The organism is Cryptosporangium arvum DSM 44712, from assembly GCF_000585375.1.
Taxonomy (GTDB): Bacteria; Actinomycetota; Actinomycetes; order Mycobacteriales; family Cryptosporangiaceae; genus Cryptosporangium; species Cryptosporangium arvum.
Map to the genome: position 1 here is coordinate 2,587,616 of NZ_KK073874.1, position 21,045 is coordinate 2,608,660.

General features: G+C 70.1%; 18 protein-coding genes. 15 read left to right on the forward strand and 3 right to left on the reverse strand.

The window, feature by feature from the left end; genetic code table 11:
• Nucleotides 1–26: 26 nt before the first annotated feature.
• The 3 genes from CRYAR_RS12100 to CRYAR_RS12110 are packed head-to-tail and all read left to right on the forward strand — an operon-like array spanning nt 27 to nt 1,660.
• Complete coding sequence (locus CRYAR_RS12100) at nt 27–290, forward strand: phosphoribosyl-ATP diphosphatase (RefSeq protein ID WP_035850653.1); 264 nt, start codon at nt 27–29, stop codon at nt 288–290.
• 27 nt (nt 291–317) lie between these two features.
• Nucleotides 318–1,172, forward strand: coding sequence for an ATP phosphoribosyltransferase (gene hisG / locus CRYAR_RS12105; protein WP_035850655.1), 855 nt, complete (start codon nt 318–320; stop codon nt 1,170–1,172).
• A 2-nt stretch (nt 1,173–1,174) separates the two neighbouring features.
• Nucleotides 1,175–1,660: a PH domain-containing protein gene (locus tag CRYAR_RS12110; protein ID WP_035861933.1), complete on the forward strand. Its 486-nt coding sequence runs from the start codon at nt 1,175–1,177 to the stop codon at nt 1,658–1,660.
• Between the two features lie 69 nt (nt 1,661–1,729).
• Here CRYAR_RS12110 and CRYAR_RS47995 read toward each other — a convergent pair whose 3' ends face one another.
• Both CRYAR_RS47995 and CRYAR_RS46960 read right to left on the reverse strand, forming a co-directional pair.
• On the reverse strand, nt 1,730–1,885 hold the full coding sequence (locus CRYAR_RS47995; protein WP_169745020.1) for a hypothetical protein: 156 nt from the start codon (nt 1,883–1,885) through the stop codon (nt 1,730–1,732).
• Between the two features lie 210 nt (nt 1,886–2,095).
• Nucleotides 2,096–3,130 carry a hypothetical protein gene (locus CRYAR_RS46960; protein WP_157017602.1) on the reverse strand — a complete coding sequence of 345 codons (1,035 nt, stop codon included), beginning with the start codon at nt 3,128–3,130 and terminating at the stop codon, nt 2,096–2,098.
• A 332-nt stretch (nt 3,131–3,462) separates the two neighbouring features.
• On the opposite strand from CRYAR_RS46960, the gene CRYAR_RS12120 reads away from it, so the two are divergent.
• From CRYAR_RS12120 to CRYAR_RS12145, 6 genes are all read left to right on the forward strand, one after another.
• A complete protein-coding gene (locus CRYAR_RS12120; RefSeq protein WP_051570063.1) occupies nt 3,463–3,759 on the forward strand; it encodes a hypothetical protein in 297 nt (98 codons plus the stop codon).
• A 5-nt stretch (nt 3,760–3,764) separates the two neighbouring features.
• Nucleotides 3,765–4,118 carry a hypothetical protein gene (locus CRYAR_RS12125; protein WP_035850660.1) on the forward strand — a complete coding sequence of 118 codons (354 nt, stop codon included), beginning with the start codon at nt 3,765–3,767 and terminating at the stop codon, nt 4,116–4,118.
• Nucleotides 4,119–7,123: 3,005 nt separating this feature from the next.
• Nucleotides 7,124–9,955, forward strand: coding sequence for an ATP-binding protein (locus CRYAR_RS12130; RefSeq protein ID WP_051570064.1), 2,832 nt, complete (start codon nt 7,124–7,126; stop codon nt 9,953–9,955).
• A gap of 827 nt (nt 9,956–10,782) precedes the next feature.
• Nucleotides 10,783–12,093, forward strand: coding sequence for a death domain-containing protein (locus tag CRYAR_RS46965; protein WP_157017604.1), 1,311 nt, complete (start codon nt 10,783–10,785; stop codon nt 12,091–12,093).
• Between the two features lie 17 nt (nt 12,094–12,110).
• A complete protein-coding gene (locus CRYAR_RS42985) occupies nt 12,111–12,635 on the forward strand; it encodes a hypothetical protein (protein WP_051570066.1) in 525 nt (174 codons plus the stop codon).
• Nucleotides 12,636–12,638: 3 nt separating this feature from the next.
• Nucleotides 12,639–13,799 (forward strand): M23 family metallopeptidase, encoded by a 1,161-nt coding sequence (locus tag CRYAR_RS12145; RefSeq protein WP_051570067.1) that lies wholly within the window; start codon nt 12,639–12,641, stop codon nt 13,797–13,799.
• Nucleotides 13,800–13,811: 12 nt separating this feature from the next.
• Here CRYAR_RS12145 and CRYAR_RS12150 read toward each other — a convergent pair whose 3' ends face one another.
• Nucleotides 13,812–14,177, reverse strand: a complete 366-nt coding sequence (locus CRYAR_RS12150; RefSeq protein ID WP_035850663.1) for a DUF1844 domain-containing protein — start codon at nt 14,175–14,177, stop codon at nt 13,812–13,814.
• 246 nt (nt 14,178–14,423) lie between these two features.
• Between CRYAR_RS12150 and infC the strand changes: the two genes are divergently transcribed.
• The 6 genes from infC to pheT all read left to right on the forward strand — a co-directional run bounded on the left by infC (nt 14,424) and on the right by pheT (nt 20,369).
• Complete coding sequence (gene infC, locus CRYAR_RS12155) at nt 14,424–14,981, forward strand: translation initiation factor IF-3 (protein ID WP_051570068.1); 558 nt, start codon at nt 14,424–14,426, stop codon at nt 14,979–14,981.
• Nucleotides 14,982–15,063: 82 nt separating this feature from the next.
• Nucleotides 15,064–15,258, forward strand: coding sequence for a 50S ribosomal protein L35 (rpmI, locus tag CRYAR_RS12160; protein ID WP_035850665.1), 195 nt, complete (start codon nt 15,064–15,066; stop codon nt 15,256–15,258).
• A gap of 83 nt (nt 15,259–15,341) precedes the next feature.
• Nucleotides 15,342–15,731 carry a 50S ribosomal protein L20 gene (gene rplT / locus CRYAR_RS12165; protein WP_035850667.1) on the forward strand — a complete coding sequence of 130 codons (390 nt, stop codon included), beginning with the start codon at nt 15,342–15,344 and terminating at the stop codon, nt 15,729–15,731.
• A complete protein-coding gene (locus CRYAR_RS12170) occupies nt 15,728–16,576 on the forward strand; it encodes a TrmH family RNA methyltransferase (RefSeq protein ID WP_051570069.1) in 849 nt (282 codons plus the stop codon). Before rplT ends, CRYAR_RS12170 begins: the two co-directional genes overlap by 4 nt.
• Before the next feature lie 227 nt (nt 16,577–16,803).
• Nucleotides 16,804–17,874, forward strand: a complete 1,071-nt coding sequence (pheS, locus tag CRYAR_RS12175) for a phenylalanine--tRNA ligase subunit alpha (protein WP_035850672.1) — start codon at nt 16,804–16,806, stop codon at nt 17,872–17,874.
• Nucleotides 17,874–20,369 (forward strand): phenylalanine--tRNA ligase subunit beta, encoded by a 2,496-nt coding sequence (pheT, locus tag CRYAR_RS12180; protein ID WP_035850674.1) that lies wholly within the window; start codon nt 17,874–17,876, stop codon nt 20,367–20,369. Before pheS ends, pheT begins: the two co-directional genes overlap by 1 nt.
• The last annotated feature ends 676 nt before the right edge of the window (nt 20,370–21,045 follow it).

Here is a 21,045-nt window from a genome sequence, read left to right on the forward strand (position 1 = left end):
GTCCTGGCTCGTGAAAGACTGCGGGCGTGAAAACGTTCGATGCGCTGTTCGCCGAGCTGTCGGCCAAGGTGGCCGCCGGAACCGAGGGTTCCGGCACGGTGGAGGCGGTGCGGGCCGGCGTCCATACCGTGGGCAAGAAGGTCGTCGAGGAAGCGGCCGAGGTCTGGATGGCCGCCGAGCACGAGTCCTCGGAGCGGACCGCGGAGGAGATCTCCCAGCTGCTCTACCACCTGCAGGTCCTCATGCTGGCTCGCGGTCTGAGCCTCGAGGACGTCTACGCCCACCTGTAGTTCACCCCCGCACTGGAGGAACCCGGCATGCTGCGCATCGCCGTCCCCAACAAGGGATCGCTCTCCGAGCGGTCCACCCAGATGCTCGTCGAGGCCGGCTACAGCCAGCGTCGCGACCCCAAGGAACTGGTACTCACCGACACCGAGAACGAGGTCGAGTTCTTCTACCTGCGCCCCCGCGACATCGCGGTGTACGTGGGCTCGGGCGACCTCGACCTCGGCGTCACCGGCCGTGACCTGCTGCTCGACTCGGGCGCCGACGCCGTCGAGATGCTCGCGCTCGGGTTCGGCCGGTCCACGTTCCGGTTCGCGGCCCGCCCCGGGACGGTCGAGTCGGTCACCGACCTGGCCGGTCGCCGGATCGCGACGTCCTACCCCGGCCTGGTGCGCGCCCACCTGGCCGAGCACGGCATCACCGCGGAGGTCATCCGTCTGGACGGTGCGGTCGAGACCGCGATCCGCCTGGGCGTCGCCGACGTCATCGCCGACGTGGTCGAGACCGGAGCGACGCTCCGCCAGCAGGGGCTGGAGATCGTCGCCGAGCCGATCCTGCGGTCCGAGGCCGTGGTGATCCGCGGCAAGGGCCGGGCCGAGACCGGCGCCGACCACCGCATCGACCAGCTCACCCGCCGCCTCAACGGCGTCCTGGTCGCCCGCCGGTACGTCATGCTCGCGTACGACGTCGAGCTGGCCCGGCTGGACGACGCGGTGTCGCTCACGCCGGGCATCGAGGGCCCGACGATCTCGCCGCTGCACAAGGACGGGTGGGTGGCCGTCCAAGCGATGGTGCCGCGCGACGAGACCAATCGGATCATGGACACGCTCTACGACCTCGGTGCGCGGGCCATCATCGTCACGTCGATCCACGCCTGCCGGCTGTGACCGTGACCAGTCCGGAGGCCGACGTCGTCCGGTCGCGGCCGCACCGGCTGACGATCGTGTGCTGGATCCTCGCGATCGCGGTGATCGTGATCTTCAGCGTCGTCGCCGTGCTGCTGGGGCGGCCGACGACGACGGTGGACCCGGAGGTCGGGCCCCCGTTCGGCCTCGGCGACCAGATCGGAATGGTCTTCCTCGGCGTGCTGCTGGCCGGGGGAGTGCTCTCGCTGACCCGCCCCCGGATCGTCGCGGACGCCGAGCAGGTCACCGTGCGCAACGTCGTCGGGGGCGTCACCGTGCCGTGGACGCTCGTGCGGGGGGTGCGGTTCGACCGCCACTCCCCGTGGGCGGCACTGGAGCTCCTCAACGACGAACTCGTCTCGGTGCTCGCGGTTCAGGCCGCCGACAAACACCGCGCGGTCGACGCGGTGCGCGGCCTGCGCCGGCTGCACGCCGCGGCCTGGGAGGGCAAGGAGCCCCCGCCGGCCTGACATGCCGCGACCAACGCCGCCCGGCTTCCTGGCCCGAGCGGCGTTGACGTGTGCGAAGGATGTACTGGGCTACACCACGTTGGTGACGAATGCGCTCATGCCGCTAGCAATGTTCACCAAGCCGTCACCGAGTGATCGGACGACGCCGGCGGCATCCGCGGGCTGAGTGACGACGAAGAACACCAGCAGGGCAATCGCTCCCCATTTGAGGACCTTCTTCAACATGCCACGCCTCCTCGTTGCGGGGGTTGGCGCCTACGTGCACGCTTGCCGCAGAGTCACAGCCCATATACCAACAGTTAGAATCTAACACGCAGTTGTGACGCAGAGACTCTCGAGCTTCATTGTGTCGGATGACGAAGCGCGGCGTGTAGTCGCCCCTCGATTCACTCATGCTCACGTTTGGGGCGGATTACACACGGGGCCGGTCGACGTCTAGTTGACACTGTTCTCATCAGTGAGAGGCGTGTCCGGGTCGTCGGGCAGGACCGTGAGTTCGGCCGCGCCGGCCCGGGTGAGCTCACCGACGGGCGCCTCCGGTCCGTCCGGGTCGATCAGGGCGAACGACGGCAGTCCTAACAGGGTGCAGGAGCCGCCCACCATGCCGACCGCGAGGAACCAGTCGTCGGATTCGTCGTGGTACATCCAGCCGGCGTCCAGGTCTCCCCATCGGGGATCGCCGCTGGTCATCTCGGCCGCCTCCACTGTGGGTGCCGGGTCGCCGGCGGTCCCGGTCGGGGTGCTGAAGTCGGTGGGGTAGCCGACGCGGGGATCGTCCGAGGTCGGAGCGGTGGTCTCGGGCGGGGTGCTGGCGTTCTCGGGTGCCCGGGGTGCCGGGTCGGGTGCTGGGTCGTGCTGGGCCGGAATGTGGGGTGCGGCGTGGTCGGGTCCGGGCGCCGTCCGGTCGGGCGCCGGGGGTTCGGGCGCGGCGATGGCCGGTGGCGGGGCGTCCGGTACAGGGGTTCGCGGCGGAACCGGGACCAGGGGCGTGGCGTACCCGAGGGCCGTGGACTCGGCCGGCGGCCGGGGCCGGGGCAGGGCCGCCGGTCGGGCGCGCTCCTCGGTCGCGGGCGCGGCGGCCGTCAGCGCCGCCCGGCGCGGTGGCGGTGAGATCGGACGATGCACTTCGTCCGGCACCTTCAGCAGCCGCCGCTCCTCGACGCGGTCCGCGACCCGCGCGAATCCGGCCCCCACCAGGGCGAACAGGATCACGCCCGCGACGATCGCCGCCCACACCGCGGTACCGCCCCGCTCCGGAACGAGCCGCCAGCACAGCACCGCACCGGACACACTGGTGAGCAGGAACCCCAGCAGGGCCGAGAGCGCGGCCGGGAACTGAGTGATCGAGCCGCGTTGTGGACGGTCGGCACGCACCGCGGCGCGCGCGTGGGCGAGGATCACCGAGCCGCCACCGGCGAGCAATAACCCCAAGCCGAGCGCGACGGCTGCGACCAGAGTCGTCCTGTCCACCGGTTTCCTCCGCGCATCCTGCGCATTCCACGCCGCCGACGGTCGCCGGGCCACGTGTGAAACAGGGTAACGGGTCGCACGCCGGACACCGGTGACTGATGGTGGCGATGATCGTCCGTACCGACGAGCAGCGCAGGGCCGGTCGGGGTGATTCACCGGGCTCAACAGGTGAACGGTGTTATTACCAACTCTCCGGACGTAGCGGTAGCGTGTCTTAGCGTCACCAGAGAGGTGGTGGTACGTCGGCATGCCGATCGACGGATGCGGGAACCCAGTAGTGTCCGTGGCCGTGTAAGGGCCGAGGAGTCGGCGTACCAATGCGGGAGGTACAAATGCTGACCCACGTGATCCAGGCGACCGCAGGGATTCCTGACGAGATCCTTGCCGCGGCTGACCCGGGCGGCACCACGCTGAACACCGACGGCATCGTCGGCTTCATCGTGTCCAAGATCGTGCCGATCCTGCTGGCAGTCGTGGGCGTCATCATCCTGAGCCGGTCGGGCAAGGGCCAGTGGTCGGCGGCGCTGACCACGGGCGGCATCGCCCTGCTCGGCATCGTCTTCATCGCCGGCGCCGGGCTGCTCTTCGCGTTCGGGCAGAGCTTCGCCGAGCTCGTTCTCGGGGGCTGACCCGGATGCGGCTACGCCCGGACGACGACATCTACCGCGCGAAACTGCTCTTCCTGGGTCCGAAGGGCTTCACGCTGCCGGTACACCTGCCCTATGTGGCGTATCCACTGTTCGCGGTGGTACTCGCCGTCATCATCTTCATCCGGTACCTGTTGACCCAGGAAGTCGACTACTTCCCCGCGATCGAGATCGCCCTGTCGATCGTCCTGACCTCAGTGATCCTGCGCCAGGTCAGTCCTGACCGGCCGGTCCGCGCAGTGCTGCGCACCGCCGCGACCGACTGGCGCCGGGACCGCACCGCCGGCGAACGCGGCGGCCGGGCCCGGTCGAGGATCGTCGTTCGGGAGACCATTCGATGAGCGGACGTCACGCCCGGGGAGACGCCGACGCGGCGGCCGCCCGGGGCGCCCAGAGCAGCGCCGAGGAGTCGGCCGAGAAGGCCGCGGAAAACGGCGCCGAGGAGCGGGAGAGCGTGTCGGCGGGAGCAGGTCGGGGGAGAGCGCGCCGCTCCGGTTTCCCGGTGTTCCGACCGGCCGGTGCGAGGCAGCGGTCAGGTTCGTCTTCGGACGTGTCTTCTTCGGAGGGGGCGTCTTCGGAGGGGGCGTCCGCGGGGTCGTCCTCGGCTTCGTCGTCCGGGGAGGCGTCTTCCGAGGGTCCTTCTTCTTCGGGGTCTGCTTCGTCCGAGCGTGCTTCGTCCGAGCCTGCTTCGCTCGGTTCCTCGGTGGAGCCGTCGGCCGGGGAGCCGGATTCGGCTGGGGAGCCCGGTGCGGGTAAGGAAGCGGCGGACTCGGCCGAGGGGTCGGGTGGCCCGGTCGCGCCGGGTGGCCGGAAGGGTGGCCCCACCGCGGCTGATCCGTACGACGCCGATCTGGAGTCGGCGATCTCCGACGCACTGCAGCTGGTGCCGCCGGCCACCTCGGCTCCGGAGCCGTCGAGCACGCAGGAACCGGTACCGCCCCAGCAGGGACGCCCGATCCCGTCCAGCGGCCCGCCCGGAACGGGTGCGCCCTACGCCGGGCCCGTGCAACCGTGGCCGGGGGAGCCGGTCGCGCCGGCGGAAAGCTCCGCGCAGGCCGTCGCCCCGGCGGCTCCGCCGTCCCCGTCAGGCGCCCACTCCGCGCCCGAGGTGCCCGGTCAGTATCCCGAGGCACCCTCCGGGGGTCCGTCCTCCTCCGGCGCGGCACCGCCGCGGTTCAGTGGTCGGCCGCCGGGCTCGCATCCGGGAACCCCCCAGTCCGGCCCGCCCCACCCCACAGTGTCCCAACCGGGCGTATTCGAAGCGGGCGCGTCCCATCCAGGCGTCTTCCGCGCGGGCGGACCTCAATCGGGGGCGACTCAACCGGGTGGGCCTCAGGAGGGTGTTTCCTCTCCGGGTGGGCCCCAGCAGGGCGTTTCCCAGCAGGGCGTTTCCCAGCAGGGCGTTTCCCAGCAGGGCGTTTCCCAGCAGGGCGTATCCCAGCAGGGCGTATCCCAGCAGGGCGCGCCTCGTCAGGGCGGGCCCGCACCGGGTGGGGTGCAGTCGGGCGCGTTCCAGCACGGTGGACCTCAGCAGGGTGGTCTCGCCGACCCTGCCGATCCCGAGGCGTCGCAGTACGGGGCGCAACGCTCGGCCGGGGCGCCAACCGGACCCGGTGAGCCCGGACCGGCAGAGGGCAGCGGGCCGGTCGGGCCGCAGTCGGCACCCCCGAGCCGTCCAGGACCCTTCCCCCCGCGGATCATGCCGCCCGGCGCCCGGCCGAACTACGGCCAGCCTCCGGTGGACCCCCGTGCGGTCAGCGGGCCGTCCGGTGCGCACCGGATCATCAACCAGCCGTCCGGCGCCTACCCCGTGCTCCCACCGAACCAGGTACCGCCGGGTGTCGGTCAGCCCTCGGGTGCACACCGGATCGTGCCGCCCAACGGCCCACCCCCCGGCCCCGTTCCACCCGGTGGCGCCCCTTCGCACGGCACTATCCCCCCGGGCCACATGGGCCCCGGCAGTGTGGCGCCCGGCAATGTGCCTCCGGGCAACGTGCCGCCCGGCAATGTGGGCTCGGGATATGTGCCGCCCGGTAGCGGGGGTCCCGGTCACATGGGTCCTGGTAACTCGAGCTCCGGCAACGTGGGCCCCGGCAACGTAGGCCCTGGCGGCGTGGGCCCTGGCGGCGTGGGGCCCGGCAACGTTCCGCCTGGTGTCGGGCAGCATTCCGGGGCGCATCGTGTGCTGCCGCCGAACGGAATGCCTCCGGGCAACGTCCCGCCGAGTGTCGCCCAGCAGTCCGGTGCTCATCCGGTTCTCCCGCAGTCCGGCCCGACACAGGGCCACCCCGGCCGATCGGCTGGCCCCGGTGGCCCCGGTGGCCCCGGCCAGCGTCCGGGCTCCCGTGGACCGGCGCCGCAAGGTGCTGGACCGGGATCGGGCCCTCAGGGTGCCGGACACGGCTCGGGCCCGGACTACCCAGGGCAGGGCTCCCAGGGCCAGCCGCCCCAAGGCCACGCTCCTCACGGCCAGCCACCCCACGGCCAGTCGACCTATGGTCAGGCGCCCCACGGCGCGGGACCTCACAACGCGGCCACCCAGGCGCAGGCATTCCATGGGACCGGCCCGCAGGGCAACCCAGCGGAGGGGAACGCGCCGCACGGCTCGCGGACCGGTGGGCCACAAGGACACGCAACTCGTGAACAGCAGGGCCCCCCGGGGTCCGGGCCGCAGTCGCAAGGCGGCCCGCAGTCGCAGGGCCAGGAGCCACAGGGTCCTGGTTCGCTACCGCAGGGTTCCGGCCCGCAGTCGCAGGGCGGCCCGCAGTCGCAGGGTGGGCCGCAGTCGCAAGGTCCCGGGCCGCGGTCGCGAGGACCTGAGGCTTCGGGACCCCACGGACCTCAGGGACCTCAAGGACCCCAGGGATCTCAAGGACGGCCGGTCGCCGGTCAGCGCGGCCCGGGCGGTGGGCGTCCCGGGGGCCAGATCGCACCGAACTCCGCCCCGCCCCGCCCCGGCGTACCGCGCGGTGGCGGTTACCCCACCCCGGGCGGCCCCTCCACCGGTCCGGTGTCCGGCCCGGCCGCACGTCCCCTGTCCGGACCGGCCGACCACCCCGTCTCCGGCCCCACCGCACACCCGGTGTCGGGCCCGGTCGGTCGCCCCGCACCCGGCTCGGGTGAACCCCCCGTGTCCGGCCCCGGCGGACGCCCCGTCTCCGGCCCCGTGGGCCGCCCGGTCTCCGGCCCGGTCAGCCGCCCGGTCTCCGGCCCCACCGCACACCCCGTGTCGGGCCCGGTCGGCCACCCCATATCCGGGCCCGTCGGACGCCCGGTCTCCGGGCCGGTCGGCGCGGACGGACTGGAGCACGGCCCAGGCCCCGCGCCCTGGCCGGTACAGCACCCGATGAACGCCGCGCCGCGGAACGCCGCGCCGCCCTCGACCTTGCCCACGCACCCCGCGTCGGTCGCGGTCGCGCCGCCCGCGCGGATGCCGAGCCGCCCGGTGACCGGCATCCCCACCTCGGCGCCGCCGCAGTCGAGCCCGCCGGCCCCGCTCTACGTGCCCGCGCCCGAGCGTTACCCCGCGATCGATCCCCCCGAGTCCGACGACGCGAAAACGGCGCGCGACGAACGTCGGCAGAAGAAACGCAAGCCACGACGGGTGCGGAGCCGCCCGCCGAAGGAGCAGAAGGACCGGCAGGCGGTTCATGAACTCGAGCTGCGTGAGATCGCCGGGCACCTGACCTTCACCCGCAACGACGTGACGGCCTGGTACCACCTCCCGGACATCCAGTGGGCGTTCCGGGCCGACAAGGAGCGGACCTCGATCCTGCTCGGCATCGCGGCGCAGTACGCGGCGCTGGGCGGCTACCGGCTGCACATGCGGCGCACCAACCGGCCGTACCCGGCCGTGGGCTGGGCGCGCCGGATGGCCGCGCTGACGCCGCACCCGGTCCCGGACGTCCGGGGCGCGCCGAGCTGGTCGGACCATCTCGAGGCGGGTCAGCGCCGGCTGCACGCCACCAGCCTCGCCGAGGGCGAGGTGTACCTCGGTGTCGTGTTCCAGCGCCGGACCATGCGTGAGCAAATGGTCGAGACCCTCAACGCGCTGCGCAAGCGCGGCTCCGGCAACGCGGAGCGGGCGCGTCTCGAACAGCTCGTCGGACGGTTCGACGAGGTGCTCGGCGCGTTCGGCATGCAGGCCCGGCCGGCGACGTCCAAGCAGGTGGAGTGGCTGATCCACCGGTCGGTGGCGCTGTGCATGCCCCCGCCGCCCGCGCTCTCGCCGGCCGAGGCCGGTGGCTGGGAGACCGGCGACCTGCTCGCGTTCACCGAGCACACGATGCGTTACCGGTCGCCGTACGGAAGCACGGTGAAGCTGCTCTCGCGGATCGGCGACGAGCACGTCGAGCGACACGTCGCGGTGCTGACGTTCGGTCGTATGGAGGAGCTGTCGATCCCCGAGCGGCACGAGCCGTGGCTGCACTTCCACGAGCAGTTGCCGTGGCCGATGGAGCTCTCCAGCCGCGTCGACGTGCTCGGCCAGGGCGACGCCCTGCGCTCGCTGGAGCACAAGTTGCTGACGATCCGGTCGCAGCAGCGCGACTACCACGAGCACGAGATGGACGCTCCGCCCGAGCTCGAGCGGCTCGCGCAGCGCGCACTGGACATCTCCGACGAGATGTCGACGGGTCTCGACCTGGACGCGGCCCGGGTGCACGGCTGGCACCGGATCGCGGTGTCGGGACGCACCGAGGAGGAGTGCCTCAAGCGGGTCCGCGCGCTGACCGACCACTACCGCTCGATGCGCATCACCCTGAACCACCCGCGTGACCAGCTGCGGCTGCTCGACGAGTTCATCCCGGGCCAGCCGGTGGCCAACACCGGTTACCTGCGTCGCATGCCCGCCAAGTACTTCGCCGCCTCGATCCCGCAGGCCGCGGCAGCGATCGGTGACCGGCGCGGACCGATCATCGGCGAGACGTGCGGAACGTCGCACCGTCCGGTCATGTGGGATCCGCACTACGCCACCGAGGTGCGTGAGCGGTCGGGTCTGACGGTGTTCGTCGCCGAGCCCGGCGGTGGTAAGTCGACGCTGATGGGCGGTATCGCCTACCTGGCGGCCCGACGCGGTGTGCAGTGCACGATCCTCGACCCGTCCGGCCCGCTGGCCCGGCTGGCGACGATGCCGGAGCTGGCGCCGTACTCCAAGGTGTACAACCTGACCCGGGGCGAGCCGGGCACGCTGGCGCCGTACGGCTTGATCCCGACCCCCCGGCGCGAGCACTTCGCGTCGGACGAGTCGGGCACGGCGGAGTGGAACTCGGCCGTCGCCGCGGCCCGCGCGGAGCGGAAGGCGCTGGCCACCGACATCTGCATGATGCTGCTGCCGCCGCAGATCCAGCGGGAGCGTTCGTCGCCCATCCTGCTGCAGCGGGCGGCACGTCAGGTGGAGCCGGAGGAGTCCGCGACCCTCGACGATCTGGTCGCCACCGTCGCCACGTTCGGCGAGGAGGGCGCCGAGCTGGCCGAGACGCTCGGCGACGTCCGGGACATGCCGCTCTCGCGGTTGTTCTTCGGGCGGTCAACGGCCCAATACGGTCAGGACGAGGCGGTGCTGACGATCATCACGATGGCCGGCCTCGCATTGCCCGACCTCTCGATCGACCGTGAGTTCTGGCAGCTCGAGGAACGCATGGCGCTGCCGATGCTGCACCTGGCCACGGCGTTCACCACCCGGCGGGCCTACGGCCGGGCGATGAGCGACCGGAAACTCGTGGCGCTCGACGAGACGCACTTCCTGGCCGGCTGGGGCTCGGGCCGGGCCCTCTTCACCCGCCTGGCCCGCGACTCCCGTAAGTGGAACATCGCTGCCCTGGCCGCGTCGCAGAACCCCGTGGACATTTTGGGGCTGGACGTCCAAAATCTAGTGTCGACGGTGTTCGTGGGGCGTATCGCCGAGGATCCCGAGATCGCGGCTCAGGCCCTTCGGATGCTCGGTGTACAGCGTGGAATCGGCTACGAGAACACGCTGGCGCAGTTGTCGGTTGCGGATACTCAGAACGACCAACGGCTCGGCTACCGGGAATTCGTCATGCGTGACGTTGACGGCCGGGTCCAGAAATTCCGGGCGGACCTGGCTTACGTGGCCGGGCTGCTCGAACACCTTGACACCACCGCCGATCCGCTCGGCGATGTGGGCCGGAACTCCGGCCAGGAGGGTGATGCCCGGTGACCCTACCTTCGGTGCCCAGGGGCGATGGTAGTCCCGAGGGAGTGGTGAGGCGTTCCGGCCCGAACCGGCGGGTGGTGCCGGCGGGCCGGTTGGTGGCGTGGGTCCTGACGGTGCTGGTGGTGGCAGTGGCGACGCTGTTCGCATCGCCGGGGGTCAGGCCGGCGCAGGCGGCATGCGGTCCGTCAGATCCAGCGGCGTGTCTGCCGAGCAGCAGCGTGGTCGACTGCCTAGACCCCCCAACCCCAGCCATGCCCGACACGGGCGTTTCCCGGTTTTTCTTGACGGCACCTGGAGACACGCCAGGTGATGGGCGATTGCATGCCACTTCGCGGTATGACGATTATGGCTATGCTGGCTTGCAATTTCACACGTACGACCTCGGGTGTGGCCCGGACGGTGCTGTGGCGCCCGATGCTCTCGTTAACAACTCAATCGCGAATATGATGCTTGGGGTTGCCACTTTTGTTGTCGGGCTCACCAACTCTGTAAGGGAGCATGCGTACGATCCGCAGGAGATGTGGGGTTGGACTGACGACCTAGTCGGCTCCGCAAGCGGTGCTCTATACGAACGGCTTTTTACGGCGCTCGGGGTTGTATCCGTCGTTATCGTCGGTGGCTGGCTGCTTTGGAGTGCACGGCGAGGTGATATGTCCAATGCGGCGACGACTGCTGGTTGGGCGGTTTTGGTTATGGTAGTAACCACCGCCATTGCTGCTTGGCCGGTGAGGGCAGCGTCGGTTGCTGACGGTGCTCTGACCGGATCGCTAGGTGCAGTCAATAGCGCCCTTCATCCGAATAAGGACGAAGTTTGTGGAACTACTCGGTGTGTGGACGATCGGACGCCTCAGCGACAAGCAAGCGGGGTAGTCTCGGAAGTTGTTCTTTATCGGCAATGGCTAAGTGGCGAGCTGGGTTCAGCAGATAGTCAGACTGCTAAGAAGTACGGTGAGCGACTTTACGCGGCGTCCGCATTTACTTGGCAAGAGGCCGAAGAAGTCCGCCGGGATCCTACGCGGCGCGAAGAAATTGTTAAACGCAAAAACCAGGAATGGAAAGACACTGCGGCCGAGATTAAGAAATCGGACCAGGATGCGTACGAGTATTTGACTGGCAAGCAAGGTACTGATCGGATGGGGGCCGCTTTTACTGCCCTGATTTCCGCGGCGGTCGCGGCGCCGTTCGACTTGATTTCATCAATTCTGATCATTATAGCGTTCCTCGTAATCCGATTGGCGGTCGTTTTCCTACCTGCAATCGCGACGATCGGGATAATGCGCCCAGCATCCGGTCCGCTTCGAGGACTGTTCCGAACCGTTGTGGCCGCGATTATCAATTGTGTGATCTTCGGGGTGGGTGCAAGCGTTTATCTCTTGGCGCTTGATTTGATAACCAGCACCGCCTCCCTGGCCGGCTGGCAACAGATCCTGCTGATCTTCCTCACCGGCCTCGTCATGTGGTTACTGCTCCGTCCTTTCCGCCGCCTTACCAGCCTGGCCGGCGGCAATCCGTTCCACGATCTCGTCGGTGGGCTCGGTGCGGTTCGACGCCGGGCCTTCGGTGACGCTCGTACGGCCGGTATCGCCGCCGCGGGCGTCTTCATCGGCAACAAAGCCGCCGAAGACGACGACAAACGCAGCGACGCCCGCCCGGAGTCCTGGAGCCGCGACCGTTCGTTCGTCCGGGTCGCCGACAGCCCGGCCGAGGCCGAGTCGGCCACCACCTTCACCCGCGCCAACGCCGGCGGCGGCCGCCTCTCCGACGAATCCCCGGTCGTCATGGCCGGCCGCAGCGCCCGCCCCGAGAACGGCACCACCGGCTCGTACGCCGGCGCCGGTTCGTACTCCGGCACCGGGCGGACGGACAGCGACGGCGATCAGATCACCCCCGCCGGCGCGCGTCCACCGATGCGTGTCCCCGCCGGCCCGGCGCGCCCCGAAAACGGGTCCGGCCTCGATTACCGCGATCCCTCGTACTCGGTGGCCACCCGCGGCGAGTCCGTCCCGGTCGAAGCCGAGGAGCGGTTCGTCGTCTACCGGCCTGACAGCGGTTACCGCACGGTGGAACCCGACATCCGTCCGGAGTCCCGCCCGACCCCGCGGCAGAGCGCCGACGCCACCGCGGGCAGTCGACCTGAGTAAGCGAGAGGAGTTCGTTCATGGCGCGGCTGCCGGCGGGCATCTACCTACGCCGGCCGGGTTACCGGATTCTGTCCGCGCTCGTGCTGGGCGTCATCGTGGCGGGCGTCGTCCTGCTGGCGCGGTTGTTCGGGTCGGTCACCGCGGACGGTACGGAGGCGGCCCCCGTGCCCGCGCCGTCGCGGACGGTCTCGTCCACCGAGGGCGACGACAGCGTCTACGCCGAGAAGAGCGCGTCGACGGCCCCCGCGGCCGGGGTCGGTGAGGCGTTCGTGCGTGCCTGGCTGCAGCCGACCGACGGACGTTCGCAGGGCCAGTGGTACGCGGGCCTGGCCCGTTACGCCCTCCCCGACCTCGCGGCGCAGCTCAAGAACGCCGACCCGACGACGAATCCCGCCACCGCGGTCACCGGTGAGCCGACGACGACCGTCATCAGCGAGACCAGCGCCCAGGTCGTCGTGCCGACCGACGCCGGAAAAGCGTCGACGCTGTGCGTACTGACCGAGGACGGTTGGCGCGTCGCGACGATCGACCTGGGGAAGTGACGCATGGCTGTCGACCTGCGTCCGGACGCTGACGAGACCCCGCCGCCGGAGAAGTCGCGGCTACGCAAATTCGTGGTCATCGGTATTGCGCTCGCGGCCGTCAGCGCGCTGCTCTGCCTGGGTTTCACGCCGATGGTCTTCAACTCGGTCGTACAGAGCATGCGTGACTCGGCCGAGAACGCTCAGCAGGGCTGCGGATCGCTGGGCTTCAGCGTCGACGACAACGTGAAAATCGACGGGTTGGCCGCTGACCAGTTGCAGAACGCGGCCACGGTCATCGGCGTCGGACAGAAAATGAAAGTGCCGCCGCGCGGGTGGGTGATCGCGTTGGCCACGGCACTGCAGGAAAGCCTTCTGCACAATTACACGGTCGCCACCGACCACGACTCGGTCGGCCTGTTCCAGCAGCGTCCTAGTAGCGGCTGGGGGAACGCGCCGGCGAATGCGAGCGACACCCGCACACCGGCTCAGCGGCTCACCGACCCGGCTTACTCGTCGGCGAAATTCTACGAGAAGCTCCTGCGGACGCCGAGCTGGAACTCTCGCCGGCTGGCCGACGTGGCCCAGGCCGTGCAGATCTCGGCCTTCCCGGAGGCCTATGCCCGCTGGGAGGGGTTCGCGACGCTGCTGGTCAACCGCATCACCAAGGGCGCCGCGAACGGTGTGGTCGCGAGCCAGGGCGATCCCATCCGCTGCGCCACGCCGGGCCAGGTGAGCGGCGCGGGCTGGACGGTGCCGGCGCTCGGTCACGTCGGTAGCGGTTTCCGGACGGCGGACCGGCCCGGGCACGCCGGGGTGGACATCATCGTGCCGCGCTACACCGTGATCCACGCGGCCAGCGCGGGCATCGTCGTCACGTCGACGTGCAACGCCTCGACGGACAACTGCGACGTCGACGGCAGCCCGGCGGTCAAGGGGTGCGGCTGGTACGTGGAGATCGCGCACACGACCGGACTCACCACCCGCTACTGCCACATGGTCGAACGGCCGGCGGTCGTCGTCGGCCAATCGGTGGAGGCGGGGCAGCCGCTGGGGAAGGTCGGCTCGTCGGGCAACTCGTCCGGGCCGCACCTGCACTTCGAGACCCGGGTGAACGGCGACGCGGTCAACCCGATCGCGTTCATGTCCGCCCGCGGCGCCCCGCTGGGCGAATCCCAGCGGTGAGCCGCGAACGAATCAGTAGACCGGGCCGGTCAGCTTCTCGCCCGGACCCTGCCCCGGCGGGTCAGGGATCACCGACGACTCCCGGAACGCCCGCTGCAGGCTGGACAGGCCGTCGCGCAGCGGCGCGGCATGGGCGCCGAGGTACTCGACCGATGACATGATCAGGCCGGCGAGGGCGGTGATCAGGCGTCGGGCCTCGTCGAGGTCGCGGTGCGGGGACGAGTCCGGGTCGTCGGACGCGAGGCCCAGACGCTCGGCGGCGGCACTCATCAGCATGACGGCGGCTCGGCTGATCACCTCGACCGACGGGATCTCCGCGAGGTCACGGATGTCCGGTTCGAGGGAATGCGCATCGCTGGCTGGGTGTTCGGAACTCATGCCTGGTACCCTGGCAGAACGACCAGCCGTCCGCGCAGCGGGTGGCAGCCAAGAGGAGCCCCGCTCCCACCCTCGCCGCCGCAAGGTAGCAGGGTCCGGTCACAGTTTGACGTGGTGAAACACGCCAAAGGACCGGTCGAGTGGGCCCCAGCATGCGCTGGGGCCTTCACGTGTTGTGGGGCTTCGGGCAGGCAGGTCAATGACTAGAAGTACGTCCGAGGAGGTCCCATCAGCGTAGAGCTGCGTGTGAACGACCAGATCCGCGCCCGCGAGGTGCGTCTCGTCGGTCCTGAAGGAGAGCAGGTCGGCATCGTTCCGGTTGCCGAGGCCCTGCGCCTCGCCCAGGACACCGACTTGGATTTGGTCGAGGTCGCGCCGACCGCGCGGCCGCCCGTCTGCAAGCTCATGGACTACGGAAAGTTCAAGTACGAGAGCGCGCAGAAAGCACGGGAGGCGCGGCGTAACCAGAGCCTCACCGTGATCAAGGAAATGAAGCTCCGGCCGAAGATCGACCCGCACGACTACGAGACCAAAAAGGGTCACGTCGTGCGATTCCTCAAAGCCGGCGACAAGGTCAAGATCACGATCATGTTCCGTGGGCGTGAGCAGAGCCGCCCCGAGCTGGGTTTCCGGCTGTTGAAGCGGCTCGCGGACGAGGTGACCGAGCTCGGCTTCGTCGAGTCGGCTCCCCGCCAGGACGGCCGCAACATGATCATGGTGATGGCCCCCCACCGAGCTTTGAAGACCGTTGGCCAGCGTGGCTCCGGGGAAGACACGGAGGCGGACGCCCCAGCGGACGTCTGACGCGTGACGGGAGGCGCGGCGCCCGGACAGCGGGCGCCGCGCCCCGGTACGCCCTGAGTAGGTAACCGAACAAGGAAAACTGATGCCGAAGAACAAGACCCACAAGGGCACCGCCAAGCGAGTGAAGCTGACCGGTACCGGCAAGCTGCGTCGCCAGAAGGCGAACCGGCGCCACCTGCTGGAGCACAAGTCCAGCACCCGCACGCGTCGTCTGGACGGCACGACCGACTTCGCGCCGACCGAGACGAAGCGCATCAAGCGCCTGCTCGGTATCTGAGTCTCTTTACTTCCCTTGACCATTGATCGTCGCCGCCCGACAACGGGGACCGGACGACGACCGCAAGAAGGACAGGTGTACCCGTGGCACGCGTGAAGCGGGCGGTCAATGCCCAGAAGAAGCGCCGGACCACCCTTGAGGCCGCGAAGGGTTACCGCGGCCAGCGCTCGCGGCTCTACCGCAAGGCCAAGGAGCAGCTCCTCCACTCCGCGACGTACTCCTACCGCGACCGCAAGGCGCGCAAGGGTGACTTCCGCCAGCTTTGGATCACTCGCATCAACGCTGCGGCTCGGGCCGAGGGTCTGACCTACAACCGTTTCATCCAGGGTCTGCGTCTCGCCGAGATCGAGATCGACCGCAAGGTCCTCGCCGACCTGGCCGTCAACGACGCCGCTGCGTTCGCGGCGATCGTCGCGGTGGCCAAGGCCGCGCTGCCGGAGGACACGTCGGCGCCGCGTGAGGACGCAGCCTGACCAGGTCTTCTGATCGTTTGACGCGACCCGAGGATCCACCGCTCGCGAGCGGTCGGACTCCTCGGGTCGCTGCTGCTCGGCGCCTGACGCGCCGATCGCGCCGCGACGACGTCGGCCAGTTCCTGGCCGAGGGACCGCAAGCGGTCCGGGAAGCGTTGGCGCTCCCGCCGGGTGCTCCGGGTGCACCGTCGTTGGTCTTCGGTACAACCGCAGCGTTGCGACGCTACGAGCAGCTCGTCGCCGGCGCGTCGGTACCGGTTGTTCCGGTCGACGAGGCGGGCATGGCCGGGCTCTCGGAGACCGTGTCGCCGCAGGGCCTGGTGGCGGTGTGCTCGTTCCTGGACGTGCCGCTCTCGGCGGTGTCGGGGCCGCTGGTGGCCGTGCTCGCGGAGATCCAGGACCCCGGGAACGCCGGAACCGTGCTGCGCACCGCGGACGCGGCCGGCGCGGGTGGCGTCGTGTTCACCGACGGCAGCGTGGATCCGTACAACGGGAAGTGTGTCCGCTCGTCGGCGGGAAGTCTGTTTCATCCACCGGTGGTGCGCGGGGTCGCCGCTTCCGAGGCGATCGTTTCGCTGCGTGACGCCGGGCTGCAGGTGCTGGCGGCTGACGGCTACGGCGAGGACGACCTCGACGACCTGGCCGACGCCGGGGAGTTGTCGCGGCCGACCGCATGGGTGTTCGGCAACGAGGCGCGGGGGTTGCCCGACTCGCTGGCCGCGCTGGCGGACCGGCGGGTGCGGATCCCGATCCACGGACGGGCCGAGAGCCTCAACCTGGCCGCCGCGGCGGCGGTGTGCCTGTACACCTCGGCACGGGCACTGCGTTTCCACAGCCCCGCGTAGCGCGGCGAATCGGGTCGGTCCGATCCGCTAGAGTTCCAGGCAATGACGACGTACGAGGAGGGGCGAGCGGTGCGCTATCGGCACGAGTTTCGCCGGCCCGCCGGTCGGGCCTGACGCTCCGAACCCCGGCGGGCTGCGGCTGAGCCGCCCGATCCTTGTCATTCCGCGCGCGCTGTAGTGGCGTTTGCTCTCGCGTGCGCTCAGTCGGAGGACGGAACCCCACCCGCATGTCTGGACCCAACGACCCCTATGACCCCAAGCAGGTCGCGCTGCTGAGCGCTGAAGCGCTCGGCGACGCCACGCTCAACGCCGAGAAGGCGTTCGCGGACGCCGCCGACCTCGACGGCCTGCACGCGGCGAAGAGCGCGCACCTCGGCGACCGGGCCCCGGTGTCCCTGGCCCGCCGTGAGCTCGGCGCGCTCCCGCCGCAAGCCCGCGCCGACGCCGGCCGCCGCGTCAACGAGACCCGCAAGGCCATCCAGGCCGCCTACGACGCGCGCGAGGCGATCCTGATCGTCGAGCGTGACGAGCGGGTGCTGCGCGACGAGGCCGTCGACGTCACGCTGCCGTTCGACCGGCGCCCGCGCGGCGCCCGGCACCCGATCGCCGCGCTCATCGACCGCGTCAGCGACCTGTTCATCGGCATGGGCTACGAGATCGCCGAAGGCCCCGAGATCGAGGCCGAGTGGCTCAACTTCGACGCGCTCAACATCGCGCCCGACCATCCGGCCCGCACCATGATGGACACGTTCTTCGTCGAGCCGCCCGAGGGTGGCCTGGTGCTCCGGACGCACACGTCCCCGGTGCAGGCGCGCACGATGCTCGACCGGCGGGAACCCCCGATCTACATCGCCGCGCCCGGGCGCGTGTTCCGCACCGACGAGCTCGACGCCACCCACACGCCGGTGTTCAGCCAGGTCGAGGGCCTCGTCATCGACAAGGGCATCACGATGGCGCACCTGCGGGGCACGCTCGACCACTTCTCCAAGGCGATGTTCGGCCCCGAGGCGGTCACGCGCTGGCGCCCGTCCTACTTCCCGTTCACCGAGCCGTCGGCGGAGTTCGACGTCTGGTTCCCCCAGGCCAAGGGCGGTCCACGGTGGATCGAATGGGGCGGCTGCGGCATGGTCAACCCGCGCGTGCTGATCGCGTGCGGCATCGACCCCGACGTCTACACCGGCTTCGCGTTCGGCATGGGGCTGGAGCGCGCCCTGCAGTTTCGGCACGAGGCCACCGACATGCGTGACATGGTCGAGGGCGACGTGCGCTTCTCGACCGCTTTCGGGATGGAGATCTGATGCGCGTCGCCGTGTCCTGGCTCGGCGAGTACCTCGACCTCTCCGGTCGTTCGGCCGAGGAGATCGACACCGCCTTCGTCCGGGCCGGGCTCGAGGTGGAGGCCGTGCACCGGCCCGGAGCGGAGATCTCCGGCCCGCTGGTGATCGGCCGCGTGCTCTCGGCCGAGGAACTGACCGGCTTCAAGAAGCCGATCTGGTACTGCCGCGTCGACGTCGGTCCCGAGCACAACGGCGACGAGGGGAGCCGCGGCATCGTCTGCGGCGCACCCAACGTGGCCACCGCGGAGTACGTCGTCGCCTCGCTGCCCGGCGCGGTGCTGCCCGGCGGATTCGCGATCGCGGCGCGCAAGACCTACGGGCAGGTCTCGGACGGCATGATCTGCTCCGGCCGTGAGCTAGGAATCAGCGACGACCACAGCGGGATCATCGCCCTCTCCGCGGCCGAGTTGCCGGCCGGCGTGGAACCGGGGTCGGACGCCGCGCCGGTGCTCGGGCTCGACGACGTCATCTTCGAGCTGGCGATCACGCCCGACCGGGGTTACTGCTTCTCGGTGCGTGGTCTGGCGCGGGAGCTGGCGTCCTCGCTGGGTGTGCCGTTCCGCGATCCGGCGTCGCTGGTCTCCGTGCCCGCCGCGTCGGGCGAGGTGCCGCACCCGGTGGTCGTGGAGGACACGGTCGGCTGCGACCGGTTCTACGCTCGGGCCGTCCGGGGCCTGAACCCCGCGGCGCCGTCGCCGCTGTGGATGAAGCGGCGGCTGCAGGCGGCCGGTGTGCGCTCGATCTCGCTCGCGGTCGACGTCACCAACTACCTGATGCTTGAGCTCGGGCAGCCGATGCACGCGTTCGACCGGGCGCGGGTGACCGGCCCGATCGTGGTGCGCCGTGGGCGGCCCGGGGAGCGGGTGACCACGCTGGACGGCGTCGACCGGGCCGTCTCCACCGAGGACCTGCTGATCACCGACGACACCGGCGCGATCGGCCTGGCCGCGGTGATGGGTGGCGAGACCACCGAGATCGGCCCCGACACCACCGTCGTGCTGATCGAGGCGGCCCACTGGGACCCGGTCACGGTCGCCCGCACCGCCCGGCGGCACAAGCTGCCCAGCGAGGCGTCGAAGCGCTTCGAGCGGGGCGTCGACCCCGAGATGACCGCGGTCGCGGCCGAAGCCGCGGTGCGGCTGCTCGTCGAGTACGGCGGCGCGGTCGCCGATCCCGGCGTGCTGGACCTGGACGCCCGTGCCGCCGTCGAGCCGATCCGGCTCCCGGTGGGGCTGGCGACGCGGGTCGTCGGGGTCGAATACTCGCGCTCGGTGGTGGAGCGGCGCCTGCGTGACGTGGGCTGCACGGTCACCACGGGCGGCGAGGACGAGCTGTGGGTGCTGCCGGCGTCGTGGCGGCCCGACCTCACCGACCCGATCGACCTGGTCGAAGAGGTCGCGCGGCTCGAGGGGTACGACAACATCCCGTCGATCCTGCCGCCGACGCCGTCCAGCCCCGGTCTGACCGACGACCAGCGCCGCCGCCGCACGGTGGCACGGGCCCTGGCCGAGGCCGGGTACGTCGAGGTGCTCAGCTACCCGTTCGTGTCACCGTCGATCCACGACGCGTTCGGCCTGGAGGCCGACGACCCCCGCCGCGCCGCGGTTCGGCTGGCCAACCCCCTGTCCGACGCCGAGCCGGAGATGCGCACCAGCCTGCTGCCCGGGCTGCTCAAGGCCGCGCAGCGCAACATCGGCCGGGGCCAGCGGGACGTGGCGCTGTACGAACTGGGCCTGGTCTTCTCCGCGTCCGGTGCCGGCCCGGCGCCGCGGCTCGGCGTCGACCGCCGTCCGACCGACGAGGAACTGGCCGCGCTCTACGCGGCGGTCCCGTCGCAGCCACGGCACGTGGCGGTCGTGCTCGCCGGCGACCGGGACCCCGCCGGTTGGTGGGGCGCCGGCCGGCCCGCGTCCTGGGCGGACGCGATCGAGTCCGCCCGACTCGTGGCCGCGGCCGCCGGCGTCGCCCTGACGGTGCGACGCGGCGAACTGGCGCCGTGGCACCCCGGGCGCTGCGCCGAACTCGTCGTGGACGGCCAAGTGGTCGGGCACGCGGGTGAGCTGCACCCGCGGGTCGTGACGGCGCTGGAGCTACCGCCCCGCACGGCGGCGATGGAGCTGGATCTCTCCGCCCTGCCGGCTCCGCGGGTCGCCACTGCTCCCGTGATCTCCCCGTTCCCGCCGGCGCTGCTGGACGTAGCCCTGGTGGTGGCCGAGTCGGTGCCGTCGGCGGAGGTCGAGAAGGCCCTCGTGGAGGGGGCGGGGGAGTTGCTGGAGTCGGTGCGGTTGTTCGACGTGTACACGGGGGCGCAGGTGGGAGAGGGCCGAAAGTCGCTGGCGTTCGCCCTGACCTTCCGCGCCGCAGACCGCACCCTGACGGTAGAAGAAGCCACGACGTCCCGAGACGCCGCCATAACCCAAGCCACCACCACCCACGGCGCCTCTCTACGAGCGTAGGTGGGCAGGTAGCAGATGCGGGAACGAGTTCGGCTGGTGGTGCTTAGGCGCCACCAGCCGAACTCGTTTAGGAATGAAGATTGCAAACCTTCCACTCGCGACCTTTACGCAGATCTGCAGTCAATATCCTGCGATCGACTTGTCGGGCGTTGTTTACATCAGCGACGACTTCGAGCGAGATGCGAATCTCGGCAGAGTCGTCGTCCCTGGAACTTTCGGAGACTGTCCAGCGTACGTCCGTTACTGTGCCGCCACTCGCCTCCGCAACTCCCAGTACTTGACGCTTAGCTCCAGCGTAGTCTATGGACGAAGCGTCGCAGATTGCAGCGGTTGCGGCGTTAGAGTCACCGGACTCGATTGCTGACATCAATTTATCGGCGGCCTCCGTTGGGGTCGATGACATTCCCTCCCTGTAGCGGGAGATGAATACACCAATCACGGCACATGCAATCGCCAGGAATATGATCGTCGTTGAAATTGCCACAACGGCCATCGGCTTATTGATCCGCGCGCTGTGCGGTCTGCGTGAAGGCGGGGGCTGGGGTGTCATGAATGCCTCGATTGGTTGCCCTTTGGGGGACGCACAACAGGGTATCGATCGACGCCTCGCGCCTTCAGGTATCTCGGTTGCATAGGAATCCGAGCTCGTGCATACTCATACGTAACCCAACGAGCG